Origin of the sequence: Paenibacillus sp. FSL L8-0638 (genome assembly GCF_038593075.1) — a bacterium.
In the GTDB taxonomy this organism is placed as follows: Bacteria; Bacillota; Bacilli; order Paenibacillales; family Paenibacillaceae; genus Paenibacillus; species Paenibacillus polymyxa_D.
Map to the genome: position 1 here is coordinate 2,291,024 of NZ_CP151960.1, position 12,813 is coordinate 2,303,836.

The following is a 12,813-nucleotide window of genomic DNA, read 5'->3' on the forward strand; positions in this document are numbered from 1 at the left end:
ATAACGCTTTGTGTCAACTGTGACATATTTAACATTTTTTTCTCTTTCCTTTCGTCAATCATACCACAGAAAACGTTATCATTACAGGATATATCGAATGTTCACGATTTCGCTAAAATTTGATTGACTTGCCCCTTATTTTGGGTGTATTATGGGTTACGTTAATTCCTCAGGTAACTTTTAATAACCTCATCTTTATAATGGGAAGAAGGAATATTTCATGGATTCAATGACATTTGTCTTATTTGGAGCGACAGGGGATTTGGCTAAACGCAAAATTTACCCTGCCTTGTATAATTTGTTTGTAGAAGGTAAAATTCCGGCTTCCTTTTCTGTAATTGGGATGGGGCGTCGTGAAGTGGCGGACGAGCAATTTCAAAGTAATGTAGAGCAATCCATTAAGGATTTTTCCAGACACGTGAATGAAGACCGTGCACAGATGGATCAGTTCTTAAGTGCTTTCCGTTACAGCGCATTGAACGTCAACCACCCGGAAGATTATAAAAAGCTGCTACAGCTTGCTGAGCAACGTGAAAATGACTTGGGAATTCCGGGGAACCGCATGTTTTACTTATCGGTGGCACCGGAATTTTTTGATGTGATTGCCCTCAATATTCGGGAGAGTGGTTTAGCTGAAACAAAGGGTTGGAAACGGCTCATTATCGAAAAACCATTTGGGCACGATCTGGAATCCGCACGTGAGTTGAATGATCGCCTGAGCAGAACCTTTGCTGAGGATGAGATTTATCGTATTGACCATTACTTAGGCAAGCCCATGGTTCAAAACCTTGAAGCCTTAAAATTCGCTAATCCGTTGCTTCAAGGAATATGGAACAATCAGTACATCGCCAATGTGCAAATTACCGCTTCTGAGACTGTAGGAGTAGAGGAGCGAGCAGGATATTATGATCACTCCGGCGCTATTCGTGATATGGTACAAAATCACATGCTGCAGGTATTGATGATGGCGGCTATGAACAAGCCGGGACATGTCACGGCTGACCAGGTGCGTGACGAAAAAAGCAAGGTTATGGACGCGCTTCGTGCACTTGATCCTTCTGATATTGCTTCCAACGTGGTTAGAGGCCAATATACCAACGGTGAGATCAACGGAAAAGCAGTTCCTTCCTATAAAGAAGAGCCGGATATCGGACCTGATTCGCAAAATGATACTTTCATTTCAGCTCGCCTATGGATTGACAACGAACAATGGTCGGGTGTGCCGTTCTATATTCGTACCGGCAAACGCATGAAAGAAAAATCTACTCGTATCGTCGTGGAATTCAAAAAGGACAGCACTGATCCTTATGCCGCTCAAGGGCAACCGACTGACCCGAACCTGCTGATCATCCATGTTAACCCGGATGAAAAGGTAACGCTGCGTTTGAACAGCAGAGATCCGCTAAACGCTGGTCAACTGGAAACGGTTCTGATGAATTATCATTCCGAGGCCAAGGATGTACCAGAAGCCTATGAACGCCTCATCTTTGATGCACTGCGCGGCGATTCCACCTTTTTTGCTCATTGGAACGAAGTTGAGCTTTCATGGGTGTGGGTTCAACCTGTACTGGAAGCTTTTGCTCGTGGTGAGGTTCCACTACACACGTATGCAGCAGGCTCTTACGGTCCAGAAGCTTCAGATCAAATGTTAGAGGAGCAAGGCTTTACATGGTGGCTGGATGAAAAAACGGAAAGTTCTGAGAAAGCAGTCGTTCGTTCTTAACAGTAACAAGAAAGTATATCCAAAATATGTTTGCTACGGCAGGAGGCCTTTACTATGCAAGTAGGATTAATTGGTTTGGGAAAAATGGGTTTGAATCTCGGGAAAAATTTGATTGATCATAAGCATGAACTTGTCGCTTACGACGTTAATGCAGCCGCAATCCAAGAAATGAAGGATTATGGAGCTAAAGGTGCTTCTACATTGGAAGAGCTTGTACAGGCAACTCAATCCCCTAGAGTATTATGGATCATGGTTCCTCACCAAATTGTTGATTCTGTGCTGGATCAGCTTCAACCGATGTTGTCCAAAGGGGACATCATTATTGAAGGTGGTAATTCTCATTACAAAGAGTCTATTGCTCGTCATGCCCGTCTAAAAGAACATGGGATCAGCTTCATGGATGCTGGAACTTCAGGCGGGATGGAAGGTGCACGCAATGGCGCTTGTTATATGATCGGTGGCGATCCGGAAGCTTGGGCGGTTGTTGAGCCTGTTTTCCGCGACACAGCAGTGGAAAATGGATATTTGTACGCAGGTAAATCCGGAAGCGGACATTTTCTGAAAATGGTTCATAACGGTGTGGAATACGGCATGATGGCTTCCATCGGTGAAGGATTTGAAGTGCTGGAAAAAAGCAACTTTGACTTTGATTATGAACAAGTAGCGCGTGTGTGGAACAACGGTTCTGTTATCCGCTCTTGGTTGATGGGCTTAACTGAACGTGCATTCTCCAAAGATGCAAACCTGGACGAAATCCGTGGGGTTATGCACTCTTCTGGTGAAGGAAAATGGACGGTTGAAGAAGCGTTGGACATTCAGGCTGCTACACCAGTTATTGCTTTGTCCCTGCTGATGCGCTACCGGTCTCTTGATGCGGACACGTTCAACGGGAAAGTGGTTGCTGCACTGCGTAATGAATTTGGCGGTCACGCGGTAGAAAAGAAGTAATAACAATATAAGTTAGTATCTATCCCCGTAGCTTCACAACTGCGGGGATATTGCTATATGTTTTGGCGTTTATTGGATTTTTGCATAACCTGCATATGCATATTTTTCCTTGTATATCCGCACAATAGGTGAAAAAGGCGGAAGGGTGAATAGCATATGTGCAAAAGGTTTTCGTTATCGGCTGATTTAGATGAGGTAAGGAATCACTTTGGTATACAACGGGTGATGTATTATTACAAAACACGCTATAACATGAGTCCTACTCAGCATGTTCCAATTGTGCTGCATCAGGATGGAGAGCGGGTACTTGATGAATTTCGTTGGGGATTTATTCCCTACTGGGGCAAGGATTGTGTCAATGCAGACTTAAATACGGTTCGGGTAAATCCGAGTTATCGCAAGATGGCGGAAACCCGACGCTGTATCATTCCATGCAATGGATTTTATTATTGGCGAAAATTAGGCAAACGCATGTGTGCTGTAAGGGTGGTACTGCCGGAACAGAAGATGTTTGCGGTCGCGGGGCTATATGAAGTATGGCATGATAGTCGTAAGGAGCCTTTACGCACCTGTACGATGATGACAGTTCATGCTAATACGGATATACGTGAATTCGATACCCGCATGCCAGCTATTTTGGAAGCTGATCATATAGATTCATGGCTGGATCCGTCTGTCCAGAACATAGATGAGCTGCTGCCTCTATTGCGCACGTATGAGCAAGGCGACATGAACATCTATCCAGTGACCCCGCTGGTGGCCAATGATGAACATGATAACCGTGAATGTATTCAGGAAATGGATTTGCAGTGGTCCTGGATTAAACCTTAAACGTATGGAGATTTTCATCCATTATTGATCATAAGCTTCCCGCCACCTGCATAGGTATGTATTGGGGAACAAGCGTCATGATCCGGGGAGAGGGGAAACGGCCGAAGGAGTATCTCATATGGGATGGAGGCGATTGGAATGAGTAACGATACACTCATCCAGCTGCTGGTGCTCATGGTGACGATCATCGGTCTGGTCCAAAACCGGTAAGTGGCAGGTTCCAGAAGGCGGGAGAATTGCCGTAGGCAATCTTCCGTTTTTTTCTGTGTTAAAAAGCTCGCAGATTAAGGAAGCTTACGGTACAATAGATGCTAGGCTACAGGTGACAAGACACCTGAATATACGTCTACATACGATATATTTTTAAGGGAGAGCGAATCATGAGTGACTTAACTTCATTACCACCAGCCAAAAAAAGAAAATTGCTGTTCAGCGCAGGGCTTAGCTGGCTGTTTGATGCTATGGATGTGGGGCTGCTTTCATTTATAGTCGCAGCGTTGGCAAAGGAGTGGCATCTGGGATCTGAGCAAATTGGACTGCTGACTGCAATGAATTCGATAGGTATGGTGTTCGGAGCCGCTTTGGCGGGGATTTTGGCTGATCGTTACGGCAGACGCGCCATATTAGTGTGGACATTGTTGATCTTTTCTATTGCCAGCGGCTTATCAGCTTTGGCGACAGGCCTCGGAATGCTGCTGGTGCTGCGTTTTATTGCTGGTGCAGGCTTGGGCGGGGAATTGCCGGTTGCTTCGACGCTGGTGTCAGAATCAGTGCCTGTGAAAGAACGAGGGAGAGCGGTTGTGCTGCTGGAAAGCTTCTGGGCGGCAGGCTGGATCCTTTCGGCTCTTATTGCTTATTTTGTTATTCCAAAGTATGGTTGGCAAATGGCATTTATTCTCGGCGCAGTACCTGCGCTGTACGCTCTTTATCTGCGTAGAGCTATTGATGATTCACCGCGTTACAAGCTGCAAAGCGTTAAACTTCCGCTGCGTGCACGATTGGCTTCGATTTGGTCGGGACCTAATCGCAAGTCTACGCTGATGCTGTGGATTTTATGGTTCACAGTTGTATTTTCATACTACGGCATGTTCCTGTGGTTACCGAGCATTATGTTTATGAAAGGCTTCGAACTGGTTAAAAGCTTTGAATATGTGCTGATCATGACGCTTGCCCAACTCCCAGGTTACTTTACCGCCGCCTATCTAATTGAAAAGCTGGGCCGCAAATTCGTACTGATCATCTACTTGCTGCTCACAGCCGTGTCTGCCATTTGGTTTGGCACCTCGGAAACGGCGGGAATGCTGCTAGCTGCTGGTATCTGCTTGTCCTTTTTTAATCTCGGTGCATGGGGAGCCATGTACGCCTATACACCAGAATTGTACCCGACAGCCGTCCGTTCAACCGGTGTGGGTATGGCGGCTGCGTTTGGTCGTATTGGAGGCGTTATCGGGCCTTTTGCAGTCGGTATACTCGTAGGACAGGGCGTAGCGTTACCATCTATCTTTGTGATTTTCTTCGTAGCTATCTTGATCGGAGCAGCGGCTGTATGGTTGCTGGGTACGGAAACCAAAAATCAGGAGATTGACTAACCTTTACATTCACCTGTGTGAAGATTCATAATATAAGAGAGAGGAGTGACCTGAAATGGAGCATACCTTTCTGCTCAAGGCAGACTGGAACGGGGGGCGCAACAGTGACGGTCGTATTGAGGCTGGACAGTTGCGGACTGCAATTTCGATCCCGGCCGAGATGGGAGGCCCTGGTGTGGGCACCAATCCAGATGAAATGCTGCTCGGTGCCGCCGCTACCTGCTATTTGATTACTTTGGCGGCGATGATGGAGCGCGCGAGTCTCCCGGTGGCGTCACTGGCGCTGGAATCCGAAGGGATTGTCGATGTAACGAACAATATTTTTACATATCGCCGAATTGTGCATCGTCCGCAAGTTCAATTGGCCGCCGATGCGACAGAATCGCAGATCGAACAAGCATTGCGACTGGCAGAGCAGGCAGAAACCTCATGCATGATCTCGCGTGCTGTAGCGGGAAATGTGACGTTGTCCACAGAGCCCGTGGTGGAGCGCGCCTCTTAAAGCGATATCTGTAACAGGAGCAATCATTCTAATTGCCCATCATTTTTTTAATCCAAGGAGGACACAACCATGACAGCGCAACAAAAATTGCTCGTATTCGCAGGCTCTTACGCCGAATTGGAAGGTAACGGAGTTTATTCGTATACTTTTAATGAACAGACAGGAGCACTTACACTACAGGATGAGTTCTCCGGCTTGAAAAATCCTACATTCCTGAATGTGGACGTCAAAAATCGGAAGCTGTATTCCATTGGGGAGACGACTTCTGCTGCAGGAGCAAAAGTAGGCGAAGCTTCTGCTTTCGAAATTGATCCAGTTAAAGGAACATTTACATTGCTGAATCGTGCGGAAAACGTGGGTGCAACAACTTGCCACATTCAGCGTGATCCATCTGATCGTTACCTTATTGTAGTCAGCTACCACGGAGGTATGGTGGGACTGGTGTCTCTGACTGAGGACGGACGTATTGGTGAGTTGCTGGATGTTAAACAGCACGAGGGCAAAGGAGCGCACCCTGAACGTCAGGATCGTCCACATCCACATTCCAGTTTCTTTAGTCCAGATGGTCGCTTCCTGTTCGTACAAGATCTCGGTCTGGATCTGATCCGTGTTTATACCATTGATGACAGCAAAGGACAACTGGTGCTTCATGGTGAAACGAAAACCCATGCAGGTGCAGGTCCACGTCATTTGACGTTCCACCCAAATGGTAAATTTGCTTTTGTCATTAACGAAGTGGATTCTTCCATTACTTCTTTTGCATATGATGCAGAGGCTGGTAAGCTCACTGAGCTTGAGAGCGTACCGACATTGCCGTCTGACTTTACAGGTGAAAACACAACTGCTGAAGTTGCAATTTCGGAGGATGGAGCTTATCTGTACGGTTCCAACCGCGGGCATGACAGCATTGTGGTATACGCTGTAGACGGAGCAACTGGCAAGCTGAGCTTGGTGGAGCATGTATCTGCCGAAGGAGAGCATCCACGCCATTTTGCTTTGACTCCAAATGGTGACCATATGCTCGTGGCCAACCGCGACACCAATAACATCGTTACGTTCAAAGTGGACAAGGCAAGTGGACGCTTAACCTACACCGGGCAACAAGTAACCGTGTCCAAGCCAGTATGCGTACAGCCTTTTTACTTTTCTGTATAAAAATTAGGAAAACATTAGGGGTAACTAAGTAACGGTATGCGACTTGTGAACGCTACGAGAACGGATCATTCTTCCGATCGCTGTTGCCCCCAGATTTCTTGTTTGTATGTTCAAGGGTAGAAATCCAGGGGCAAAGGCGAACGCTCCGCTTCTTCAGAACGATTCCGTTCTCTCCGCTGCTTTAATGCTTTGACAGCCATTGAATATGTATATGTTGATGGTACTAATAGATTAACCAAGCATAGAAAAATTGTTAGTGAAAAACGGCTTGTAGGATAACCTACAGCCGTTTTTATTTTAGGGCTTAGTCATTTCTAAAGAAGTCACTAACTACGAAAATAAACTAAAATTTTAAGGTTACAAATAAGATACGAATAATATCGGTAGGAAAAGGGTACATATGTTATAAGCGGGACAAGAAGCCCTCAAGCACTCCGATAATGTAAATCTAGGACAAGCATTGTGAGTTCCATATAAGAGGTAGAGGCTTTAAATAAAAGTATTATATTTGACCTACCATCTGTTCGCGTAGTGGGCCACACAAATCGACAGCGTTGGATTGCATTCATTTCTACAGGAGGAGGAATTCTCATGAAAATTATCATTACACAAAAGGAAGCCGTCGACAAAGGAATATGGACAGAGATCATGGGGATGTTTGCTGTAACCAAAGAGGACGAAGTATGGCAAAATGAAGAGTTTATTCTCACCGAAGAACAGGCACGTCAGGTCGGGTTGTTAAGATAGCAAAGATAAATAGGACATGTTATCAAGTTTTAAGACCAAGTCTTAAAAAATCGTAACTTCTTTTTTATGTATCTGATACACTTTTTAACCGTGCAACGTTTATGATAAGTACACAAGGGTAATGAAGCTTACAGACACCGTGTACATACCCAAACGGCAAGGAGAGATCAGACATGATGAAACTAGCTTCGAAATGGACTGTATTGGCTTTAATGATGATGCTGATTACGACGGCAGGGGCAACAGCCCAAGGCTACACGCCTGTCGCAACTGCTGAAAATCAGGAGACCATATATATAAACCAAATGGAGATTCGTGACGGACAAATTTATTTGTCGGCAGACCCGATTGAATGGTATGAAGGCGCGGCGGCAGACAAAGCATTTGTGGAGCATGAAGGAAATACAGGATTGGATGGAGCGCCGGATGGCTACTACATCGTAAACAATTCCGTACAAAATGACGTGTATCAGGTTGCACCAGATGCTTCTGTAGAGGTGCAGATTTATGATCACACGGGTAACATAGAAGATACAGACGTGCAATGGAACGAATCGATTCCGCTGGCACAGTTTGAGAAAGATTTTGCAAAAAAGGACGTTCTGGACCTCAGTCAATTTCCATACCATGTTACGCTTCGTGACGGTAAAGTTGTAAAAATCGTGCAGCAATTTATTCCTTAAAATAGAAGTAATCTTATCACAAACACGTGCTTTCACTTGATTACAGATCAGGGGAGCACGTGTTTTTATATTTTGTAACAAAGAAGAGGATATCCAGCCCATATAGGGCGCGGATATCCTCTTCTCTTCATAATATATGATTAGAACGATTTTGCTGTGTCTACTGCACGTTGTACAGCAGAAGCAACGATTTCTTGTGCTTGGTCTGGAGCTTGGTTATGTCCTTCCAGTACAACCTTCACGATGTCTTTCACTCCGAAGAAGGATAAGATGTTGCTCATGAAGTTCAAAGACATTTCAGCTGCAGCAGCTGGTCCTTCGGAATAAACGTCGCCTCTTGCATTCAACAGGGCTACTTTAGTTTCAGTTACGAGACCCACAGGACCCTCAGCAGTGTATTTGAATGTTTTACCAGCTTGGTTCAGGTAGTCAATGTACGTATGCAGTACAGCTGGAATCGTCATGTTCCAGAGCGGGAAAGCAAATACGACTTTGTCTGCTGCCAGGAATTGATCCAGGTAGCCATTAGCGATGTTTGCCAGGCGAGCTTCTTCTGCGTTCAGCTCCATGCCTCTAGCGGATTTGAACGTGCCGTTGATCATGTTAGCGTTCAAATAAGGAAGCTCGACGGAGAACAGGTCCAGTTCAGTGATTTCATCAGATGGGTGGGAAGATTTGTAGCTTTCCACGAATGCATTATACAATTTAACTGTTGCAGATTCTTCAGCTGTACGATCATTAGCTTTGACAAATAATACTTTAGACATAATTTATTTCCCCCTAAGTAAGTTGAATAAGTAAGTTAAGTTAGTAAGTTACCACGTAATATTACAATATAAAGATAATATCTGTCAACGCTTTTATATTAAATTTACTTTGAAAAGCTACTTTATTTTTTACACTGTAAAATTTAAGTGTTTCTTTTGCAAAATATCAGTTTTGCGGTAAAATTTAAATGTAAAGTCTAATGAAGAGAATAGTTTAAGTAGGCGAAGAAGGAAATGAACATGGTGCCAGCAAGATTTGGCACCATAGTTGAATGAAAAAAGGTGAGTAGCTTGAAGATAGGTTTTTTTGATTCAGGATTGGGTGGAATTACAGTATTGTCCGAGGCACTAAGACGTTTGCCAAACGAAAATTTTGTATACATGGCGGATACCCTTCATGTGCCTTACGGGACGAAAACACCCCAAGAGGTGCTTGGTTATGTCAAGGCTTCAGTGCAAACGATTCTAAAAGAAGATGTTAAGGCACTGGTGATTGCCTGTAATACGGCTACAAGTATCGCGGTTGCGGAGCTAAGGAAGGAATATCCTATTCCGATTATTGGTATGGAGCCAGCTGTGAAGCCAGCGGTCGAGATGAACCGGGCTAATGGTAAAAGAGTTCTGGTGTTAGCCACACCATTGACGTTGAAACAATCTTGTTATGCAGCACTGGTATCCAGAGTTGACGATCATGGGAGCGTGGACTCACTACCTCTGCCGGAGCTAGTACATTATTGCGAACAGTTGAATTTTGACCGGGCAGAAATGTCCGAATATTTTAACCGTGAGCTGTCTTCGTTCAATCTCGACATATATGGTACGGTGGTATTGGGATGTACTCATTATCCTTTTTATAAGGAAATTCTAAGGGAACTACTGCCTTCTCATATTCAGTTAATTGACGGGAGCCAGGGAACAGTTAGACGGTTGAAACAGGTGTTGTCTGAGCGTAATTTGCTGGAACCTTCGCCAAAATCCAGTCCATCGCAGGCGGGACACATTACATTTCTATGTTCTAGTCAGGATGAGGCCTATGTGCGTAAGATGGAGCGGGCGCTTGAAATATATACGGAGCATGAAAAGATTTATTTTTAAAAGAAGAGCGGCTGGCGAACGTGTGGGATTATCTTAATGAAATTATCCAAATCGCCAGCCGCATTGTGGATCAGACGCACGGAGGGAGGCGTGAAATGGACGTTCAACTCATCCTGAATGAGCTTTATGCAGCAGGCGTGCTTGAAGGCCATATGCAAAATCTCAAACCGCTGACCGGCGGTACTTCGAGCGAAGTGGTTGTTGTCATGGATGGTACCAGGCCTCGATATGTGATTAAGCAAAATGATCCTGCGATTGTAAAAGCCGAGGCGGAGTTTTTACATACCTATGTACAGATTGAGAAACTATCGCGTTTGGTTTATGTAGATCCGTTGCACCGTTATTTGGTATACACGTTCAGGTCAGGGCTCATACAGTGTCATGGACGAAACAAAAGCGATTTGTTGCTTCATCTGGCGACGGAGGTGATCTCGCACTATAAGCCTTTTGGTGAGGAACGTCATTATGGTTATCCGGACCACCCGTTTGTGGAATGGAAAGATTTTCTGCTGCACAGAACGAAGGAATCTGGAAAGATCATACAAGACATTTTACCCCGTGAGGATCATCGTTTCGTTCATACCCTTGTGGCTGGATCGCCGCAACGGAATATTAAATATTTGCTTCATGGCGACTGTGGAGTACATAATTTTGTGTTTAACGAAAATGGCACATTGACGGGTATTATTGATCCTGATCCCGTGGTGGGAGAACCCCTATATGATCTGATATACGCCTTTTGTTCTTCACCAGATAGGCTGACCATCGATACCATTTTGCCTTCCTTAGAGAAGCTTGAGCCGGAGATGACAGGGGAATACGAGCTAAACAGGGAAGTGTTACTGGGACTATACTTTCGTATAGCTACCTGCATTCGTCATCATCCGGAAGATCTCGATCAATATACAGAAGCGTGGACCTATTGGCTTAACAGGATTCGCTGTAAGGAAGAGGGAATATGAGTATACAAGGATGGAATCATATTTTCTTTTCGGTACCAGATTTGGAGAAATCGATACATTTTATCAAAAAGTACTAGAGAATATCAAAAAACTTGATTTTTAACCCAATGCAGATAGATGCAAGCACAGAAATAATACTCCACTCCAGGTAATCAGGTGTGTTCCCATCTGTGATAGAAACCATCCGCCTAAGGTGGTGCCAATCGTGACACCTAAATTTGCAAAGAATACAAACAAGCTATTAGCAAATTCAGGTGCTTCTGAGGCCTCCGAAGTTAACCAAGTTTGACTTACAATCAGACCGCCGGTAAAAACAGCCCCCCCATATAATTATTATTATAATCATGGGAATGTAGTAACTCCCGATATAATATATCAGAAAATAGATGGACCCAAGAACAAGGGAAAAAATAATTGTTTTTACCATGTTTCTGCGTATCGCCAATCATGCCCTTTTGGGAAAAACTTTGTAAGAGAACGTTTCCATTATTCAGCGTCGGAGCTGACAAAATCCATCCCAGCGGGTCAAGCACTTCCAGCAACCGCGTAGGAACATGCAAAGATTAGGATATCCCATGTTTTACACTGCTGTCCCGAATTTCTAACTGATGCGATATGGACCAGTGGACAGCCGCCAATTCCTCTCCTTTAATAAGCTTAATGAGATTGCGGGCGGCGACCATGCCCAGTTCGGATGCTGAATATCGGACAGTTGACAATTTAGGCCGGATTATTGTAGCCATATCAATGTCGTCAAATCCCAAGAAAGAGACCTGTTCAGGTATTTTCACCCCATTCTCGGCCAGAAAGTTCATAGCGCCTATGGCAATTCGGTCCGTCGCGCAGAACACCGCACTGGGCAATGGGCCTGAATGATAAAGTTTTCTCATAGAGGTTACGCCGTCTTCAACTGAAAAGCCGCTTTCCAACACACGTTCAGGACGTACTGGCAGGTGAGCGGCCTTCAATGCCTGTTCATAGCCCAAAAAACGCTGACTGCCCACTGAAATATCTCCCGCAGCTCCCCGCAGCATCGCGATATCCTGATGTCCCTGCTGAATTAGATAAGTTACCGCTTCAAAAGCAGCCGTTATGTTGTCAACATGTACGGAAGGAATGGATTTGTCTCGAAAATCCCGTCCGACAAGGATGCAGGGAATTCCCGCCGCTTCAATGAGCGCGTATAGCGCATCCCGAATTCCGTCTACCGATATGATAATTCCGCTCGCCTGCATTTCACGGAACATATTGTAATAGTGTATTTCAGAGTCCGCGTCCCCCCCTGACAAGGCGATTATGACATCGAAGCCGTATAGATGCGCTACTTGATTGATGCCTTCAACCATGTTATCAAAGACATTGTTTTTAATCTCGGGCAGAAGTACTCCAATCAGAGATGTATTATTCTTTACCAGTGTCCGTGCTATGGCATTTGGACGGAATTGAGTGGCTTCAAGGACATCTAGAACTCGTTTGCGTATTTCACTGTTCACCGTCTGGCTGTTATTGATCACTCTGGAAACCGTTGAAATGGAGACATTGGCCATTCGAGCCACATCTTTTATAGTCATTTTCATTGTACACACCGACTTTCAAGCAAGTATTTATTTAGAAAAAGGTTCTCAAAGTGAATTGAATTTATTATATCAGTTTATTGAATTGTTTATTGAGTTTAACAAAGATTCCAGAGCAAAGAAAGCGCTTGACCTTGGTTTATAGGGGGAGTATAATCAACTCCGGAAAACGTTTTCTAGTATTTTCTGGACATAAATGATTGTTTTTACCAAATAACTAGCTGAATTCAAGGTATT

General features: G+C 44.6%; 12 protein-coding genes. 10 read left to right on the top strand and 2 right to left on the bottom strand.

What is annotated here, in order from left to right; translation table 11 throughout:
* The first annotated feature begins 220 nt into the window (after nt 1-220).
* From zwf to MKY35_RS10565, 8 genes are all read left to right on the top strand, one after another.
* Complete coding sequence (gene zwf / locus MKY35_RS10530) at nt 221-1,723, top strand: glucose-6-phosphate dehydrogenase (protein ID WP_342446311.1); 1,503 nt, start codon at nt 221-223, stop codon at nt 1,721-1,723.
* A 54-nt stretch (nt 1,724-1,777) separates the two neighbouring features.
* On the top strand, nt 1,778-2,671 hold the full coding sequence (gene gnd, locus MKY35_RS10535) for a phosphogluconate dehydrogenase (NAD(+)-dependent, decarboxylating) (protein WP_029519049.1): 894 nt from the start codon (nt 1,778-1,780) through the stop codon (nt 2,669-2,671).
* Nucleotides 2,672-2,827: 156 nt separating this feature from the next.
* Complete coding sequence (locus tag MKY35_RS10540; RefSeq protein ID WP_342446312.1) at nt 2,828-3,502, top strand: SOS response-associated peptidase; 675 nt, start codon at nt 2,828-2,830, stop codon at nt 3,500-3,502.
* Nucleotides 3,503-3,882: 380 nt separating this feature from the next.
* Nucleotides 3,883-5,091, top strand: coding sequence for an MFS transporter (locus tag MKY35_RS10545; RefSeq protein WP_342446313.1), 1,209 nt, complete (start codon nt 3,883-3,885; stop codon nt 5,089-5,091).
* A 55-nt stretch (nt 5,092-5,146) separates the two neighbouring features.
* Nucleotides 5,147-5,593 (top strand): OsmC family protein, encoded by a 447-nt coding sequence (locus MKY35_RS10550; RefSeq protein ID WP_028542408.1) that lies wholly within the window; start codon nt 5,147-5,149, stop codon nt 5,591-5,593.
* 69 nt (nt 5,594-5,662) lie between these two features.
* Nucleotides 5,663-6,748 (top strand): lactonase family protein, encoded by a 1,086-nt coding sequence (locus tag MKY35_RS10555; protein WP_342428803.1) that lies wholly within the window; start codon nt 5,663-5,665, stop codon nt 6,746-6,748.
* A 591-nt stretch (nt 6,749-7,339) separates the two neighbouring features.
* Entirely contained in the window at nt 7,340-7,495 is a 156-nt protein-coding gene (locus MKY35_RS10560; protein ID WP_023988309.1) for a hypothetical protein, read from the top strand.
* A 173-nt stretch (nt 7,496-7,668) separates the two neighbouring features.
* Nucleotides 7,669-8,178: a hypothetical protein gene (locus tag MKY35_RS10565; RefSeq protein WP_342446314.1), complete on the top strand. Its 510-nt coding sequence runs from the start codon at nt 7,669-7,671 to the stop codon at nt 8,176-8,178.
* A gap of 140 nt (nt 8,179-8,318) precedes the next feature.
* Here MKY35_RS10565 and MKY35_RS10570 read toward each other — a convergent pair whose 3' ends face one another.
* Nucleotides 8,319-8,945, bottom strand: coding sequence for an FMN-dependent NADH-azoreductase (locus MKY35_RS10570; protein ID WP_342446315.1), 627 nt, complete (start codon nt 8,943-8,945; stop codon nt 8,319-8,321).
* A 291-nt stretch (nt 8,946-9,236) separates the two neighbouring features.
* Here MKY35_RS10570 and murI point away from each other — a divergent pair, with 291 nt between their 5' ends.
* Both murI and MKY35_RS10580 read left to right on the top strand, forming a co-directional pair.
* Entirely contained in the window at nt 9,237-10,040 is an 804-nt protein-coding gene (gene murI / locus MKY35_RS10575) for a glutamate racemase (protein ID WP_342446316.1), read from the top strand.
* A 95-nt stretch (nt 10,041-10,135) separates the two neighbouring features.
* On the top strand, nt 10,136-11,002 hold the full coding sequence (locus MKY35_RS10580; RefSeq protein WP_342446317.1) for an aminoglycoside phosphotransferase family protein: 867 nt from the start codon (nt 10,136-10,138) through the stop codon (nt 11,000-11,002).
* A gap of 563 nt (nt 11,003-11,565) precedes the next feature.
* On the opposite strand, the gene MKY35_RS10585 is transcribed toward MKY35_RS10580, so the two are convergent.
* Complete coding sequence (locus tag MKY35_RS10585) at nt 11,566-12,579, bottom strand: LacI family DNA-binding transcriptional regulator (RefSeq protein WP_342446318.1); 1,014 nt, start codon at nt 12,577-12,579, stop codon at nt 11,566-11,568.
* Between the last annotated feature and the right edge of the window lie 234 nt (nt 12,580-12,813).

Coding starts and splice junctions, on each gene's coding strand:
- MKY35_RS10585 (WP_342446318.1), bottom strand. CDS start 12,579: ATGAAAATGACTATAAAAGATGTGGCTCGAATGGCCAATGTCTCCATT.
- gnd (WP_029519049.1), top strand. CDS start 1,778: ATGCAAGTAGGATTAATTGGTTTGGGAAAAATGGGTTTGAATCTCGGG.
- MKY35_RS10560 (WP_023988309.1), top strand. CDS start 7,340: ATGAAAATTATCATTACACAAAAGGAAGCCGTCGACAAAGGAATATGG.
- MKY35_RS10570 (WP_342446315.1), bottom strand. CDS start 8,945: ATGTCTAAAGTATTATTTGTCAAAGCTAATGATCGTACAGCTGAAGAA.
- MKY35_RS10545 (WP_342446313.1), top strand. CDS start 3,883: ATGAGTGACTTAACTTCATTACCACCAGCCAAAAAAAGAAAATTGCTG.
- MKY35_RS10540 (WP_342446312.1), top strand. CDS start 2,828: ATGTGCAAAAGGTTTTCGTTATCGGCTGATTTAGATGAGGTAAGGAAT.
- MKY35_RS10580 (WP_342446317.1), top strand. CDS start 10,136: ATGGACGTTCAACTCATCCTGAATGAGCTTTATGCAGCAGGCGTGCTT.
- MKY35_RS10555 (WP_342428803.1), top strand. CDS start 5,663: ATGACAGCGCAACAAAAATTGCTCGTATTCGCAGGCTCTTACGCCGAA.
- MKY35_RS10550 (WP_028542408.1), top strand. CDS start 5,147: ATGGAGCATACCTTTCTGCTCAAGGCAGACTGGAACGGGGGGCGCAAC.
- MKY35_RS10565 (WP_342446314.1), top strand. CDS start 7,669: ATGATGAAACTAGCTTCGAAATGGACTGTATTGGCTTTAATGATGATG.
- zwf (WP_342446311.1), top strand. CDS start 221: ATGGATTCAATGACATTTGTCTTATTTGGAGCGACAGGGGATTTGGCT.